The organism is Kribbella sp. NPDC056345, from assembly GCF_042262745.1.
GTDB lineage: Bacteria > Actinomycetota > Actinomycetes > Propionibacteriales > Kribbellaceae > Kribbella.
The window spans coordinates 91,679-107,154 of sequence record NZ_JBHJQQ010000006.1 but is presented as its reverse complement, the minus strand read 5'-3'; the positions used below and the strand labels follow the sequence as shown (position 1 = coordinate 107,154).

Below are 15,476 nucleotides of genomic sequence, written 5' to 3'. Positions count from 1 at the left end.
TCAGTCGACGCACAGACAGAACGGGTGCCCGGCCGGGTCCAGGAACACGCGGAACGTCGTACCGGGCTGATGTTCTGGCTTCGTGGCGCCGAGCTTCAGCACCTCGGGCTCGGCTGCGTCGAGGTCTCGCACCATCACATCGAGGTGCATCTGCTGCGGCACGTCCTGGCCCGGCCAAGCCGGAGCCTGGTAGTCCTTCACCGGCTGGAAGCAGATGACGTTGCTGCCGTCCTCGGGGCGGATCTCTCCCCAGGTCTCGTCAGCCTTGACCGTCCACCCGAGCAGCTCGCCGTAGAACCTCGCCAGCACGGCCGGGTCCGGGCAATCCATCACAAAACTGGGATACATCGCGATAGCCATACCAGCGACGCTACCCGCCATTCCGGACATTTTCCGTCCGGTTGCACCAGACCGTCATCAATCAAGGGCGATGCGGAGTACGACGCTCTGTTCGGCGAAGCCGAGTTTCTCGTAGAAGGCCCGCGCGGACCGGTTGGCGGTGTAGGCCGTGACGGCGACGGCCGCGGCTGCCTGCGTTTGTGCCCAGGCCGTGAAGTCACGGACCAGCAGCTGGCCCAAGCCGCTGGAGCGAACGTCCTCGTCGACGTACAGGCTGCGAATCTCGGCGGTACGCCGGCCGAACCGGGTCGGCGACGGACCCCCGACGTACCCGACCAGATGCCCGGAGACCCTCCCGTCGTGCCGCGCGACGAGCACCAGTGCCGCCTCGTTACTCATCAGGCGAATGAAGTCGTCGCGCGCGTGCTGCTCGGGCCAACCGACATCGACCAGTGCATCGTGCGCACCGGCGTCCTCGGCGAAGAGACCCGTCTCGAGCCGAACCAGGTCGTCGAGATCGGTGACGTCGGCAACATCGACGCGAGTGGTTGGCATCACGCCACACTAGCCACCGCAGTCCAGGACGAGGCAGGCGGACCGCCTGGGCGTCCGCTGCGGTCGTAACCTGCGCGTCTCCTTCGGTCTACGTGGCGGAAACATGCGCTTCTTACCTTGAGAGCCCACGTCGGCCGCGCGCGAGGCGGTGAGTCCCCTGTACGAGTACGTTGACCCGTTCATCGGGACCGGCGCCACCGACCTGCCCGCACCCAAGGGCCTGGCCGGGACCTGGTGGTGGCCCAAGCCGCAGGTCGGCAACACCCACCCGGGCGCCATGCACCCGTTCGGGATGGTCTCGGCCTGCCCGTACTCCGGCGCCTACCCGACCGGCTACGGGCTGTACGACTTCAACACCGAGGGCGTACCCAACCAGCTCTACGACCGCCCGGTCGCCTCCGGCTTCACCCACTTCCAGCAGTCCGGCACGGGCGCGATCCGCAAGTACTACAACTACTTCCGGGTCACGCCGATGCTCGGCCCCCTCGATGACCTCGGCACCACCTGGGACCTGCTGGACGAGGTGGCCGAGCCCGGCTACTACGCGGCGACGCTGAGCTCGGGGATCCGCTGCGAAGTGACGGTCGGCCCCAAGTCCGCCGTCCACCGGTACACCTTCCCAGCGAACGACGCCGCCCGGATCGTCATCGACGCCTCGACCGGCGGCCTGGCCATCCCGCACAGCCAGACCGTGCCGCTGAAGGCGCACCTGGCGATGCTCGGCCCCGGTGTGGCTCAGGGCGAGATCCACGTCGAGGGGGTACCGCTCGCCGTACACCTGGAGGTCGATGCCCCCGGCTGGCGGCAGCTGCTGTGGTACGACCGGCGCCTCATGCCCGGTGGCACCCGCCTCGACTTCGACTACATCCGGCCGACCACCCTGCGGCCGTTCGGGCTGATGTTCATGGGTCCCTCGCGCGCCGAGCAGACGGTCGAGGTGCGGCTCGGGTTCTCTTTGCGTGGATGTGAGACAGCCCGCGACAACCTGTACGCCGACCTCGGCGGTATCCCTTTCGCGAGCCGGCGCGACCGTACCGCGGCCACTTGGCGCGACCACCTCGGCAAGGTCGAGATCAAGACCGACTCCGATGACCAGGCAACGGTTTTCGGCACCGCGCTCTACCACTCGCTGGTCAAGCCGTGCTTCGCCCCGGACGAGAGCCCGTGGACGACCGAGGGCCCGTACGCGTTCGACATCTGCACCATGTGGGACATCTACCGAACGCAGCTACCACTGATGACCACGCTGTTCCCGGAGCGTTCGGTCGCGCTGGCCAACTCGCTGCTGTCGATCTGCGAGCAGGAGGGCAACCTGCCGATCGGCTACCGCATGGCCAAGGGCGCCGACCGGTTCTCCCGGCAGGGCAGCGCCCTCGCACATACCTTCCTAGCCGACCTGTGCCAACTCGATCTACCTGGAATCGACTGGGACTGGGCCATGGTGCACCTGGAGATGGACCTGCGTCGCACGTACGGCGAGGACTATCTGGTGCACGGTGTTGCGCACCCGATCAGCCACACCCTCGACCTGGCCTACGCCTACCACTGCACCGCGGCGATCGCGCAGAAGGTACGCGACCGGCCGCTGGCCCAGCAGATGCGCAACCACGCCCAGGGCTGGCGAGCGGCGTACGACCCAGGCACCGGTCTGCTGCGCGACTCGACGTTCTATGAGGGCGGTCGGTGGAACTACTCGTTCCGGCTGCTGCACGACATGCGTGCCCGGATCGCACTCGCCGGCGGCGACGAGGCGTTCGTGGGCCTGCTCGACCGGTTCTTCGGGTACGACGCCGTACCGGTCACTCAGCCGGGAGTGGCACCGAGTGTGGCCGAGATGGACGCCGGGTATGCGCTGTGCCGGTTCGAGGGATTGAACAACGAACCGGACTACGAGGCGCCGTGGTCCTACCACTACGCGGGACGGCCCGACCGGACCGCCGAGGTGGTGCATGCCGCGGTCGCCAACCAGTTCGGCACCGGCCGGGGCGGGTTGCCAGGCAACGACGATTCCGGCGGGCTGTCCGCTTGGTACGTGTGGGCGACACTCGGCCTGTTCCCGGTGGCTGGGCAGAACCTGTTCCTGGTGAGCGCGCCGGCCGTGGCGGAGTCCACGATCCAACTGCCGAACGGCGACCTGTCGATCACCACCAGCGGATTCGAGCCGGTCGAGCCGGGCGGACCGGTCTCCTACGTCCAGTCCATCGCGGTGAACGGCAAGACACTCGAACGCCCCTGGATCTCCGGCCGCGAACTGCGGCACATCCGCAACCTGCACATCTCGCTGGCCCCTCAGCCATCCGGCTGGGGCACTCGCATCAGGCCACCATCCACCTCTGGAGGTGAGGCATGAAACCCACTCGCCGTCTGGTCATTGTGGTCCGCGCAGACCCCGTGATCTGCGGGCACTCCGGTGAGGCCCGCTGCCTCGCCGAGGTGGCCCTCACCCGCGGCTTCGACGACGTACGGATCGTCACCTGGCCGCTCGACGCACTGGAGGCAGCCGGCCTCCCGCTGAAACCACTCGACGGCGTCCTCCCCTACAGCCCCGGCATCACCGTCGAGCGCCCCGATCCCGTCGGCGACTACCGCGTCCCCGACGGCCGCTACCTCTCCGGCCTCATCGGCCGGCTGATCGAGCTCTTCACCGACGGCGTACCGACGGTCGCGATGTCCCTCTACCTGAGCCCGCACGCGATCGCCGTACAGGAAGCCGTCCAAGTGGCCCGCAGCATCGGCCCCGCCCAGGTCACCACAGTGGCCGAGGCAGTCGGCTCCGACATCACCAACGTCGTCCGCGATTGCGTGAACACGGGCCGCTTCGGCGCCGCCGCCCACATCCTGTCCGTCTACTTGGCAGCTGACCATTGCGTGGCGGTATCCGAGTACACCAAAGAGCTCATCGTCGCCTCGGCGGCAACCCTGGACGCCATGCACGGTACGACGTTCGCCCAGCGCTGCCGCGACCGCATCGCCATCTCGTACCCGGCCGTCGACTCCTGGCCCTACCTCTCCCTCACCGACGACGCGATCGCCGAAACTCTGGTCAGGCGCGGCCTCTCGCGCGACGGCTACATCCTCTTCCTGTCCCGAATCGCCTCGGCCAAAGGCGTCGACGACCTCATCGACGCCTACGCCGGCTCCCGCTCGGCCGACCGCGTCCAACTGGTCCTAGCCGGCCGCGGCCCCCAGGAAGCCGAAGTCATCGCCCGCGTCACCGCAGCCGGCCTAGCCGACCGCGTGCACATCCTCACCGACGTCGACGACGCCGAAAAGCCCGCCCTCATGGCCGGCAGCGCAGCCTTCGTCCTCCCCACCCGCGAACAACCGGAGTTCGTCGAAACCTTCGGCATCGCCCTGGTCGAAAAGGCCCTGGCCGGCGGCGGCCCCATCATCACCTGCCCCACCGGCGGCGTCCCCGAAGCAGTAGGCGACACTGCCCAACTGGTCCCACCCCGAGACCCGGCCACCCTCCGCACCACCCTCGACAACATCATCTGCGACTGGACCCCAGAGCAACGGACCGCAGCCGAACACCGCGCCCGAGCCCACGCCCTGCAGTTCGACCGAGCCCAAGTCTTCGACCGCCTCTTCCCCCAAGCCCAACCCTCGGCCGTCCCCGTCGCCTGAACTCAGCCTGGCTGCTCGTCGTCGAGACCGACAGACGTCGGCCTCACGGCGGGCACAGCCTCGAATGGTCGCTCCTCAGGCGGTACCCGATACCAGTCGTGGAGTTCCTTGAAGCACGCCTCGTAGAGTTCGTCGGCCGGATGCTCACCCCTGATCTCGATGCCGATCTGCCCGGTCGACAGATCGATGACTGCGTCGATACCCTCACGACGCATGATCCGCGCCAGGCGGAAGTCGACTTCCTCCGCGAAGAACGTATCCAACTCCCGCCGGCCACCGGGCGGAAACTTGGCAAGGCAGGGACCGAAGATGATGTCCTGGATCCGGTTGATGTCCCCGTAGATGCGCAGCCTGCCGTCATCGCCCCTGTACATGACTACGTCGTACTGCGCCAGGCACTGGTTCACGTCTTGCAGGTCGTCGCTCATAGCCGCTCTCATCGATGACTGTAGACCACTGGTACAGCCGTCAGACTAGTCTCTGCGGTCGGGTGACGATACTGGTCACTTTGTTGCGCTAGGCAACACAATCATCGCTACTCTCGATGGCCGGCGAGGAGCACACATACTCAGATGGCTTGACTAATACGTATTAGCATCTTGACGCAGTGTGACGCGTCCGGTCACAGTCGAGGCGTTGATTGAATCCAACTCTGACCGCCCCCGGTTTTGGAGCTCGAGATGCGTGCACACACACTGCGCCGCGCCCTGGCGGCGCTCCTGTCCCTCTCCACACTGATCACCCCTTCGGTCGCACTCCCCTCAGCCACCGCGCTCGCCGGTACGACGAGCCGGTACGAGGCGGAGGTGGCGACGTACTCGGCGGGCAGTTCGGTGGACAGCAATCACACCGGCTTCTCTGGCACGGGTTTCGTCAACACTCGCAACGCCATCGGCAGCTACGTGCAGTGGACCGTCGGCCGCGCCCAGGCCGGCCCTGCCACCCTCGCCTTCGGTCATGCCAACGGCACCACCGCCATCCGTGCCGTCGACATCACGGTCAACGGCACTGTGGTCGCCAAGAACGTCCCCTACCCGTCGACCGGCGGATGGACGCTCTGGACTACGCGCATGACCACCGTGAATCTCAACGCCGGTTCGAACACGATCCGCGCCACCGCAACCACTGCCGAGGGCACCGCGAACCTGGACTACCTCGACGTCACTCCAGTTGCGACCGACTGGTCGAAAGCGATGGTTGACTCGACCATGGCGCGCTACACGCCGACGACGATCGGCGGCTGGTCCTACCCTGTAGGCCTCTATCTCTACGGCCAGTACCTGGTCTATCAGCGCACGCACGACCCCAAGTACCTCGCCTACATCAAGTCCTGGGTGGACAGGTTCGTCGACTCGTCCGGCAGCATCAACAACAGCTTCAACGACCTCGACAGCATGCTCTCCGGCCGGCTGCTGGTCATCCTTCACCACGAGACCGGCGACAACCGCTACAAGGTTGCCGCAGGCAAGATCCGCACCAGGCTCAACACCTACCCACGCACCACCGACGGCGGCTTCTGGCACGCCGCCACCTACCGCCAGCACCAACTCTGGGGTGACGGCGTCTTCATGGTCGACCCCTTCCTGGCCGAATACGGCCGCGAGTTCGGGGACGCGACCTATACCGGCAGGGAGACCGTCGACCAACTGCTGACGTACGCGAAACACCTCCAGCAGCCCAACGGACTCCTACGCCACGCGTATGACGAGGCTCGCGCCCAAACCTGGGCGGATCCGACCACGGGGCTCGCGCCAGAGGTCTGGTGCCGCGCCGAGGGCTGGTACGGAATGGCGGTCATCGACGTCCTCGAAGCGGTACCCACCAACCAGCCTCGCCGGGCCGAACTGATCGCCGTACTGCGCAAGCTCGTAGCGGCCTACGCGCAACACCAGGACCTGAACACCGGGCGCTGGTTCCAGGTCGTTGACAAGGGCAACCGCACCGACAACTGGACCGAAACCTCCTGCTCGTCGATGTACACCTTCACCATCTCCCGAGCCGTCCAGGGCGGGTACGTCGACCCGTCGTACAAGGCGACCGCCGACCGCGGCTACCAGGGCGTTCTGGCCACGATCTCCCTCGGCAACGACGGACGCACACACCTCAACGACATCAGCGTCGGTACCAACGTCGGCAACTACCAGTACTACATCGACCGAGCCCGTGCCACCAACGACTTCCACGGCCTCGGCGCCTTCCTGATCATGAACGAAGAACACCTATAGTTCTGTCGCATGACTTCGCCGCCGCGCTCGTCCGGTTTCACCGGCAGGCGACCGGCCGCGGTCGAGATCGCGTTCTGGATCGCGGTCGTGGTGCCGCCGCTGGCGACCGTGCTCAACGTGGCCGCCTTCGTGGTCGTGAAGAAGGCGGTGGACGACGTGTTCAGCACGACGGGCGGGGACGCTCAGGCGTCGATGGTCGAACTCCGTGACAAGGTGAACGGGCCCTTGCTCGCCCTGTTCATCTTGTCCATGGTCTTCTACCTGCTCCTGAGCGGCCTCTGGATCCTGCTCGGACTCAAGCTGCGCAGCGGCCGCCCCTGGGCGCGGATCATGCTGATCGTGTTCGCCTCCCTGTGGGCTCTGTCCAGCCTCGTCGCGCTGATCCAGGGCGACAGCCAGGGCTTCATGACCGGGAACGTACCCCCATTCTTCGAGTTCCCGAACTCGTACCTCGTCCTGGACTACGCGCGAAGCGCCCTGGACCTGGTCGCGATGGCCGTATTCATCCCGCTGGTCTACCTCAGTGCGCCACCGTAGGTTGTCTGTTGATTCGATACGAGTCAAGATAGACACATGCCTGGACCGGAGCTCGCCGTACTCAACAGCTGCTGTACGCCGATCTCCGAAGCCGCACTCGACCCGGCACAGGCCGCGGACGGCGCCGCAGTCTTCAAGGCCTTGTCCGACCCGATCCGGCTCCGGCTGATGTCGATCATCGCCTCGGCCGGAAACGAAGTGTGCGTCTGCGACCTCACGCCCGAGTTCGACGTCAGCGGACCGACGATCTCCCACCACCTCAAGGTTCTCCGCGAGGCCGGACTGGTCAGCTGTGAGCGGCGCGGCACCTGGGTCTACTACTGGCCAGAGACCGAGCGCCTGGCCTGGCTCTCGACTCTGCTCTCCGTCCCGGCAACCGTCTGAGCGCGGCACCCCAGTGCGCGTGGTGGTGATCGGCGGCGGGCAGGCCGGTCTGGCAACCGGGTTCTACCTGCGCCGTTCCGGGCTCGTTCCGGGAGCAGACTTCGTGATCGTCGATGCGGCTGAGCAGCCCGGCGGAGCCTGGGCCCGGATGTGGCCGACCCTGCGGACATTCTCCCCCACCCAGTACTCGTCCTTGCCCGGCTGGATGATGCCGCCATGGACCGGCGACAGCGGTTACCCGCCAGCAGCTCACGTCGTCGACTACCTCACCCGCTACGAGCAGCGGTACAACCTCGCCGTACGACGATCTGTGTCGGTCCGGTCCGTGACGCGAGGCGACGGCGGACTGCTTCACGTGCACAGTGACCGTGGCGAGTGGACAGCAGACCAGGTGGTATCTGCGACAGGAACGTGGTCGAGGCCGTTCATACCGACGTACCCGGGAAGATTCTCCGGCCGGCAACTGCACACAGCCGACTATCGGCAGGCCTCCGACTTCGCCGGTGACCGGGTGCTGATCGTTGGTGGCGGCAACTCAGCCGCGCAGATCCTCGCCGAGGTTTCAACCGTTGCCGAAACCACGTGGGTGACACTTCGACCCCCGCGGTTTCTGCCTGACGAGGTCGACGGGCGAGCACTGTTCGAGATTGCCACGGCCCGACACAGGGCACGTCAGGCCGGTGGTCCGGATACCGGCGGGGTCGGCGGGCTTGGTGACATCGTGATGGTCGAGAGCGTCCGCGAGGCCCGCGATCGCGACGTACTGCAGGCGCGTGAGCCGTTCGCTCGTCTGGTCGATCACGGTGTTCGATGGCGTGATGGCAGCGAGTCTTCCTTCGACGCGATCATCTGGTGCACAGGCTTCCGGCCGGCACTCGGGCATCTCAGGACACTGGGCCTGCGTGGGCACGACGGACTCGTCCCGACCGACGGAACGCAGGCCGTCAAGGAGTCGCGCCTGCATCTGATCGGGTACGGCGACTGGACCGGTCCGGCCTCCGCAACCCTGATCGGCGCCGGCCGTACGGCACGCGAACTGGTCACCCACCTCTGACGTCCCGCGCCCAGGCTCAGCCGGCCTGCAGCTCGATCACGAGCTTCTCGATCCGGTCGCGGATCTCGTCACGGACCTGACGGACGACCTCGATCGGCTGTCCGGCGGGATCAGTGAGCTCCCAGTCCTCGTACCGCTTGCCGGGGAAGATCGGGCAGGCATCACCACAGCCCATGGTGACGATGACGTCGCTCTCGCGAACGGTCTCGGTCTCCAAGCGCTGCGGGACGGCGCCGGTGATGTCGATGCCGACCTCACGCATCGCCTCGACCGCGATCGGGTTGATCTGGTCGCGCGGTTCCGATCCGGCGGACCGGACCTCGACCGTGTCGCCCGCCAGGTGCCGCAGCCAGCCGGCGGCCATCTGGGAACGGCCGGCATTGTGGACGCAGACGAACAGAACACTCGGCTTGCTCACTTGGATGCTCCAGTAATCGCAGGGATTTCGGTGTGTGGAGTGACAACTTCATTCGCCGCGCGCCCGGCACGCGGGTACAGCACGGCCAGCAGGCCGACCCCGACGGTGGCGCCAATGATCTGAGCGACGACGAAGCCGGGCAAGGACGCCGGGGCTATTCCGGCGAAGGTATCGCTGAACGCTCGCCCGATCGTGACAGCCGGATTGGCGAACGATGTCGACGACGTGAACCAGTACGCCGCTCCGATGTAGGCGCCCACCGCAGCCGGGGCGACCGCAGCCCTACCCGACGCGGCCAACGCGAAGATCAAGACGATCAGGCCCGCTGTCGCGACGACCTCACCAAGCCACAGGTGACCGGCGCTGCGGTCCGTCGTCGACCAGGACACCGCGGCCTCGCCGTACATCAGATTTGCAAGTACGGCGCCGAGCACAGCACCGATGACCTGCGCGGGCACGTAGGCGCCGAGGTCACGCGCCGTCAGCCCGGTGCCGGTACGACGACCGAGCCACCAGTCGACGGCCGAGACCACCGGGTTGAAGTGTGCACCGGACACAGGTCCGATCATCAGGATCAGTACGGCGAGTCCGAGCGCGGTCGCGAACGCGTTCTCCAGCAACTGGAGTCCGACATCGTTGGGCGACAGCTTCGCGGCGGCGATGCCCGAGCCGACGACGACGGTCACCAGCAGGCCGGTTCCGATGCCTTCGGCAACTGCTCGGCGCCAGAGTGGTGGGGTGTTCACCGGCCGCTCGCAGCAGGTACCTGGAGCTCGTCGAGCAGCTGGCGGACCCGGCGCTCGATCTCGTCGCGGATCGGGCGGATATCCGCAACCTCGAGGCCCGCCGGGTCGTCCAGGATCCAGTCCTCGTACCGCTTGCCCGGGAAGATCGGGCAAGCGTCGCCGCACCCCATGCTGATCACGACATCTGCCGCCCGGACCACCTCATCGGTCCAGGGCTTCGGGTACTCGGCGGAGATGTCGATGCCACGCTCGGCCATCGACGCGACCGCTGCCTGGTTCACCTCCACACCCGGCTCGGAGCCGCCTGACCATGCGATCGCGCGATCACCGACCAGATGCTGGAAGAACCCGAGCGCCATCTGGCTGCGGCCGGCGTTGTGCACACACAGGAACAGCACCACAGGACGACCGTCGTTGTGGTGCCCCTCGACCCGGGCCAGTGCCGTCAACCGCTGCCGCGCGAACCGCTCGGCCAGCAACGGCAGGAAGTTCGGCACGGTGCTTCCGGTGGCGAACTGGTCGTAGCTCGAGTGCAGGAACCGCTCGATGGTCTCCGGCCCGTAGATGCCGGCGAACTGCTCGCCGAGCCTGGAGGCCGCCGTACGCAACGCAAGCTGCTGATCGATGGACAAGTCCTCGCGGTGATAACTGCCGACTTCGGTCATGCTCTCGTCCCCTCTGCCCCGCTCTGAGAAACCAGTGGCTCCAGCCGATCGATCCGGCCGGCAATCTCGTCGTACGCAGCCTCGAAAGCCGCATCCGTATCCGCCGGCGCCGGATCCGGCACCGACCAATGCACCCGCGGCCGAGCGTCAGCCGGCAGAGTTTCGTACGCAATGTCGCAGACCGCGATCACCAAATCATCCGGTTTCACCACGTCGTGCACCTGCGCCGTCCGCCACGCCGCAGGATCAAGCCCGCGCCGCCGCGCCACCTTCACCGCCCGCGGATGCACCCGCTCCGCCGGCTGCGTCCCCGCCGACGCCGCCGGCACCCGACTCCGCCGCGACCAGATCGCCGCCGCGAGCTGTGAGCGGGCCGAGTTGTGCGTACACACGAACACCACCCGCGGCACCTCGTTCAGCAACCGACTCCCCACCGACACCAACGCCTCCGGCACCAGCCGCACATAAGTCCGCCGATGATCCCCCTCGGACCTCCCCCGCACCACGAGCCCCGCATCCTGCAACACCTTCAAGTGATGAGCCACCAGATTCGTCGGCATCCCCAGCAACGCCCCCAACTCCCCCGGCGCCGCATCCCCCACCCCCAACGCATCCACAATCGCCAGCCGCGCCACATCCCCAAGCGCCGCATGCACCCGCGCCCGCTCCTCCAGAGACTTCCACTCAACGCCCATTGACTCAATACTCACTGAGCTTCCATCCGCTGTCAACACAGTGGCCAGGGCCATGTCCAGCGTCCCCGGACAACTACATCCATCTGGACATGCATCACCCCCGCCCAAGGTCGATGCCTACCTGAGAGCGACCCCTGGCCTAGATGCTCGACGCCACCACCCGGAGCCCCGTGGCTCGCCACCTCGGCCTGGCGACGCCACCTTCCCTCCGGGCGCTACCGTCCTTGGCGCTCGGGAGCAATCATCGGACGCTGTCGTAGGGGTCTTGGCTGAGCAGGTGGGCCTTGAAGCCCTCGCCGACGCCGGGCTCGGGTGTGCCGTTCCAGTCCTTGATCAGCACGGCACCCGTGCTGCACCCCCACGGGTTCCAGGTCCACGCCAGGTAACCCATGTCGTGTGCATCGGCCCAGTCCACCAACCGCTGCATGTAGTCGAAGCCGCAGTTGTCCTGGCCGAACTCACCGACGACGACCGGGACCTGCTCGGCCAGTGGGGCGATCTGGCTGTCCCAGCACGATTCGGTGGCGCAGGCGTTGAAGCTGTAGGCATGCCAGGATGCCGCGATGTTGTTCAACGGGTCGACCGGCTTGTGGGCCAGCCACTCCCGCATGTCGTTGGCCCACTCCAGACCGCCCAGCATGAGCATGTTGGTCGCGCCCGTGGCTCGCACCGCGTCGACCAGGTCCTGCATGCCGGCAGTTTCGTAGGGCAGGCCGGTGCAGGTGCCCCCATCCCGCCAGCACTGCCAGCCGAGGGTCTTGTTCCAATCGCTGGCGATCTCCGGATACGGCTCATTGAACAGGTCGAAGACGACGGCATTGTTGCCCTTGAACGCGGTGGCGACGCCGGTCCAGAACTGCGGGGCGTATCGGGCGTCCGGCATCGGTTTCTGGCACACCGCATGCTCGTCCTTGCAGTGCCACTCCGGCCCGTTCGCGTAGGCGCCCCACGTCCAGTGCAGGTCGAGGATCACGTTGATGCCGTTTTCCACCAGCAGGTCCACGTAGTCCTTGACGGCCTGCTGGTAGGTGGCGCCGCCGGGTGAGCCATTGACGCCCAGCCAGCACTCCTCGTTCAACGGGACCCGCACCGCATGGATGTTCCAGGTCTTCATCGCGTCCACCGACGCCTGGTCCACCGGGCCGCCGTCCCACATGCCTTTGCCCTGTACGCAGGCGAACTCCCCACTGGAGCGGCTCACCCCCAGCAGCCGGTACGGCGTGTTGTTCGCGGTGACGATCTTCTTGCCGGACACACGCAGTGCCGGTGCGGGACCGTCGACCGGCGGAACAGTGCCGGTGCACACGGCGCCATTAACGGCGAAGTCCGTCGGCTTCGCATTGCTGCCGCTGTACGAGAAGTTCGCCCCAGCCTTGACATTGCCACCCGCCGGGATGGTGTCGTTCCAACTGGCATTGGTGACGGTGACCTTGTTGCCCGCCTGGGACCAGTTGCCGTTCCAGCCGTGCTGCAGGGTCTGATTGCCGGCATAGGTATAGGTCAGCGTCCAACCCTTGACCACCGATGAACCGAGGTTGGAGACGGTCACCTCGGCCCCGAACCCACTGCCCCAGTCATTGGTCGTGTAGTCGACCCGACACGCGAACGGAGCCGCCGCGTTCGCGTCACCCGCTGCCGTCAGGACCGTGCACGCGATGGACCCCACGGCAGCCAAAGCGGCGAGCGCGGTGCGACGCTTTGCGACTCTTCTCGACATCAGCACTCCTCAATGCAGGTGACGTAAGCCCGCCGCCGAGTCTTTCGGGAACGTTCACAGCAGACAGGGCCATTGGACGGAGATGGGTCGCTCCATAGTTAGAACGATCGTTTGGGAGCGCTCCCACACTGACGGTAGCGAAGATGTGGCAAAACGTGAAGACCTCAGCCCGGAAACGCCCCTGGGGTACGGCACTGGGTCGTCGAGGTCCAGCCACCGCCACATCGCACTGCCGATCACCACTGTCTCGACCGGACGATCCGCGCCCGGCTCGAAGTCCTGCAAAGTCGCCGCCATGGAGATTCGCCATCCCTCCCCAGCGCGCCCGTCGACATAGACCCCCTCCGGCTCATCGAGGCCAGCATTGAACGCAGGATCGCTCGCGTCGATCAACACCATGCCAGCCACAGACCCCGGCCCGCGTCCGGCGAACGCGTCGGCAATCTTCTCTGCATTAGTCAGGTCATGAGGCTCTGCATGTGGGCTCCCGGCAGATTGGGCACGCCGTCAGCTCTGCACGAGTTGAGCGGCTTCGCTGAGCGCGTCGTCGATTGACTGGGCCTTGAGGCCGAAGGTCTCGGTGATGGCGGTGGAGTCGGCGATGAATGGCCGGTCCCATTGGTAGTGGGTGATCCGCAGCTCACGCACGAGTGGCACGAATACTCCGGCGGCCCACAGGACGGCGTACGGGATCGCCGTGAGTCTCGGTGCCGGGGAGTTGGTGACGTGGGTGAAGCGGGTGGCGAGTTCGCGGACGGTCAGTGGATCGTTCGCCGGGGTGTGCCAGGGTTTGCCCCAGGCGCGTTCGTCGGTTGCGACGGTTACCAGCGCTGCGGCCACGTCGTTGACGGAGGTGAAGGTGTGCGGATGGTCGAGCGGCATGGGCACCACTGCTCGTTTGCCCGCCAGTAGCGGTTTGGCCATCGTCGCGCTGAAGACTCCGGTGCCTTGCAGGATGTCGCTGCTGCGGACCTCGGTGGCCCGGATTCGGCCGCCCTTGTGAGCCGCTAACGCATCGCGCCACATCTGGGCTCGCAGCTTCAGCTTGGGGTTGGTCCCGGCGAGTGCGGTGGTCTCGGTCATCGGCCCGGTCACGGCGCCATAGCCGTACAGGCTCGCCGCAGAGACGAGTACGGCGCCGGTGCGTTCGGCGGTAGTGAGCAGTGACGATGCCAGGGGTGGCCAGTCGGTCAGCCAGCGGTCGTAGGGCGGGTTGGCAGTGTTGTAGAGCGCGGCCGCTCCCTCGGTGAGCTCCGCGAGGCGTTCCGGATTCGCGGCGTCTGCCGGCAATGCGTTCGATCGCGGGGTGGTCGGGACCTGTACCTCGGCGGGTCAGGATCCGGACCTGCTCGCCTCGATCGGCGAGCAGTTTCGCGGTAGCCGCTCCGCTGGCGCTGGCGCCGACGATCACATGCAAAGACATCAGGAGATTTCCTTTGTGTTAAAGGGCATACGGGCCGAATCGGCCCCAGGCGACGACCACTGCGACAACGAGCAGTACGGCGTTGAACGCGATCGCCGGTGGCTCTTTGCGGCGGGCGTGGGTCGCGGCAGCCAGCACCATGACGATCGCCAGCCCTGTTGCCGCCAGCGGGGTGAGGATCGGGGCGACGCCGGTGGCGGCGGGCAGGATCAGGCCGAGCGCACCCGCCAGTTCGACGCCGCCGATGAGGCGCACGGTGCCGGCCGAGAAGTCTGCGGTCCACGGCAGTTTGGGTTCGAGTTTGTCCTTGGGCTGCGTGGACTTCAGTACCCCAGCGGTCGCGAACATGGCGGCCAGGATCGCTTGCAGGATCCAGAGGAACAGATTCATCGTTCGGTGCTCTCTTCGTTCAGGGGCAGCGGTCGTCAGGCGACGTAGTTGACTTCGGCGCGGTCGCGGCCGACGTACAGGTCCCAGTAGGTGGCGGCGATGGCGTCGGGTTCGGCCTCGGGAGGGCCGGAACCGATCCAGGCGCTGATCGCTATGTGGGCGGCATGGACCCCGGTGCCATCCAGGACCTGGTGGAGGTTGAGCACCCAGTTGCGGAGCGCGGCCGAAGCCGCGTTGATGTTGCCCATCGCCGGATGCGGGTTGATCGAGCCGCCGCCGGTGGTGAACAACAGCGCGCCGGCTCCGGCCTCGCGCATTGCCGGCAACACCTGGGCAGCCGCGGTGACCGCGCCGTACAGGTAGTACTCGATCTGCTGCTGGAGGTTGCCCGGCGTGACCTCGAGCGGTCCCGCCATCTCGACCTCGCGAGTCGCGGGCGAGTACTCCAGCACATCCACCGGGCCGAGGGCCTTGGCGATCTGCCCGAAGGCGGCCACGAGCGACGGCCGGTCGGTCACGTCGGCGGTGAATGCTGCGGCGCTCACCCCATGGGATTCGAGGTCGGCCACGAGTGTGTCGAGCCTGGCGGCGTCGCGGGCGACGAGGGCGACCTCGAACCCGTGGCGGCCGAAGAGCCTCGCGATGGAAAGCCCCAGGCCGGGACCGGCGCCGACGATGGCAATAACAGGCATATTCGGGAG

17 protein-coding genes are annotated in these 15,476 nt (G+C 66.8%); 6 read left to right on the top strand and 11 right to left on the bottom strand.

What is annotated here, in order from left to right:
• Positions 1 to 360, bottom strand: a complete 360-nt coding sequence (locus ACFCV3_RS22240; protein WP_376032643.1) for a VOC family protein — start codon at positions 358 to 360, stop codon at positions 1 to 3.
• 57 nt (positions 361 to 417) lie between these two features.
• Positions 418 to 894: a GNAT family N-acetyltransferase gene (locus ACFCV3_RS22235; RefSeq protein ID WP_376032641.1), complete on the bottom strand. Its 477-nt coding sequence runs from the start codon at positions 892 to 894 to the stop codon at positions 418 to 420.
• Positions 895 to 1,042: 148 nt separating this feature from the next.
• On the opposite strand from ACFCV3_RS22235, the gene ACFCV3_RS22230 reads away from it, so the two are divergent.
• Both ACFCV3_RS22230 and ACFCV3_RS22225 read left to right on the top strand, forming a co-directional pair.
• Positions 1,043 to 3,244, top strand: coding sequence for a glycoside hydrolase domain-containing protein (locus ACFCV3_RS22230; RefSeq protein WP_376032639.1), 2,202 nt, complete (start codon positions 1,043 to 1,045; stop codon positions 3,242 to 3,244).
• Positions 3,241 to 4,521 (top strand): glycosyltransferase, encoded by a 1,281-nt coding sequence (locus tag ACFCV3_RS22225; protein WP_376032638.1) that lies wholly within the window; start codon positions 3,241 to 3,243, stop codon positions 4,519 to 4,521. The genes ACFCV3_RS22230 and ACFCV3_RS22225 overlap by 4 nt, the downstream gene beginning before the upstream one ends.
• Positions 4,522 to 4,523: 2 nt before the next feature.
• Here the strand turns inward: ACFCV3_RS22225 and ACFCV3_RS22220 are convergent, their stop codons facing one another.
• A complete protein-coding gene (locus ACFCV3_RS22220) occupies positions 4,524 to 4,949 on the bottom strand; it encodes a hypothetical protein (RefSeq protein WP_376032636.1) in 426 nt (141 codons plus the stop codon).
• 252 nt (positions 4,950 to 5,201) lie between these two features.
• Between ACFCV3_RS22220 and ACFCV3_RS22215 the strand changes: the two genes are divergently transcribed.
• The 4 genes from ACFCV3_RS22215 to ACFCV3_RS22200 are packed head-to-tail and all read left to right on the top strand — an operon-like array spanning position 5,202 to position 8,721.
• Positions 5,202 to 6,746, top strand: coding sequence for a glycoside hydrolase family 88 protein (locus ACFCV3_RS22215; protein ID WP_376032634.1), 1,545 nt, complete (start codon positions 5,202 to 5,204; stop codon positions 6,744 to 6,746).
• A 9-nt stretch (positions 6,747 to 6,755) separates the two neighbouring features.
• Positions 6,756 to 7,283, top strand: coding sequence for a hypothetical protein (locus tag ACFCV3_RS22210; protein ID WP_376032630.1), 528 nt, complete (start codon positions 6,756 to 6,758; stop codon positions 7,281 to 7,283).
• Between the two features lie 36 nt (positions 7,284 to 7,319).
• Positions 7,320 to 7,667, top strand: a complete 348-nt coding sequence (locus tag ACFCV3_RS22205; RefSeq protein WP_376032628.1) for an ArsR/SmtB family transcription factor — start codon at positions 7,320 to 7,322, stop codon at positions 7,665 to 7,667.
• 19 nt (positions 7,668 to 7,686) lie between these two features.
• Positions 7,687 to 8,721, top strand: coding sequence for an ArsO family NAD(P)H-dependent flavin-containing monooxygenase (locus ACFCV3_RS22200; protein ID WP_376032626.1), 1,035 nt, complete (start codon positions 7,687 to 7,689; stop codon positions 8,719 to 8,721).
• Between the two features lie 16 nt (positions 8,722 to 8,737).
• On the opposite strand, the gene ACFCV3_RS22195 is transcribed toward ACFCV3_RS22200, so the two are convergent.
• The 8 genes from ACFCV3_RS22195 to ACFCV3_RS22160 all read right to left on the bottom strand — a co-directional run bounded on the left by ACFCV3_RS22195 (position 8,738) and on the right by ACFCV3_RS22160 (position 15,467).
• Positions 8,738 to 9,139: an arsenate reductase ArsC gene (locus ACFCV3_RS22195; RefSeq protein ID WP_376032624.1), complete on the bottom strand. Its 402-nt coding sequence runs from the start codon at positions 9,137 to 9,139 to the stop codon at positions 8,738 to 8,740.
• Positions 9,136 to 9,885, bottom strand: coding sequence for an aquaporin (locus tag ACFCV3_RS22190; RefSeq protein WP_376032622.1), 750 nt, complete (start codon positions 9,883 to 9,885; stop codon positions 9,136 to 9,138). Before ACFCV3_RS22190 ends, ACFCV3_RS22195 begins: the two co-directional genes overlap by 4 nt.
• Complete coding sequence (locus tag ACFCV3_RS22185; protein ID WP_376032620.1) at positions 9,882 to 10,550, bottom strand: arsenate reductase ArsC; 669 nt, start codon at positions 10,548 to 10,550, stop codon at positions 9,882 to 9,884. The genes ACFCV3_RS22190 and ACFCV3_RS22185 overlap by 4 nt, the downstream gene beginning before the upstream one ends.
• Positions 10,547 to 11,260, bottom strand: coding sequence for a MarR family transcriptional regulator (locus ACFCV3_RS22180; RefSeq protein WP_376032618.1), 714 nt, complete (start codon positions 11,258 to 11,260; stop codon positions 10,547 to 10,549). The genes ACFCV3_RS22185 and ACFCV3_RS22180 overlap by 4 nt, the downstream gene beginning before the upstream one ends.
• A 226-nt stretch (positions 11,261 to 11,486) precedes the next feature.
• Positions 11,487 to 12,962: a cellulase family glycosylhydrolase gene (locus ACFCV3_RS22175; RefSeq protein WP_376032616.1), complete on the bottom strand. Its 1,476-nt coding sequence runs from the start codon at positions 12,960 to 12,962 to the stop codon at positions 11,487 to 11,489.
• 507 nt (positions 12,963 to 13,469) lie between these two features.
• Positions 13,470 to 14,252: an NAD-dependent epimerase gene (locus ACFCV3_RS22170; protein ID WP_376032614.1), complete on the bottom strand. Its 783-nt coding sequence runs from the start codon at positions 14,250 to 14,252 to the stop codon at positions 13,470 to 13,472.
• A gap of 151 nt (positions 14,253 to 14,403) precedes the next feature.
• On the bottom strand, positions 14,404 to 14,775 hold the full coding sequence (locus ACFCV3_RS22165; RefSeq protein ID WP_376032612.1) for a DoxX family protein: 372 nt from the start codon (positions 14,773 to 14,775) through the stop codon (positions 14,404 to 14,406).
• A gap of 35 nt (positions 14,776 to 14,810) precedes the next feature.
• Complete coding sequence (locus ACFCV3_RS22160) at positions 14,811 to 15,467, bottom strand: SDR family NAD(P)-dependent oxidoreductase (protein ID WP_376032611.1); 657 nt, start codon at positions 15,465 to 15,467, stop codon at positions 14,811 to 14,813.
• Positions 15,468 to 15,476 lie beyond the last annotated feature (9 nt).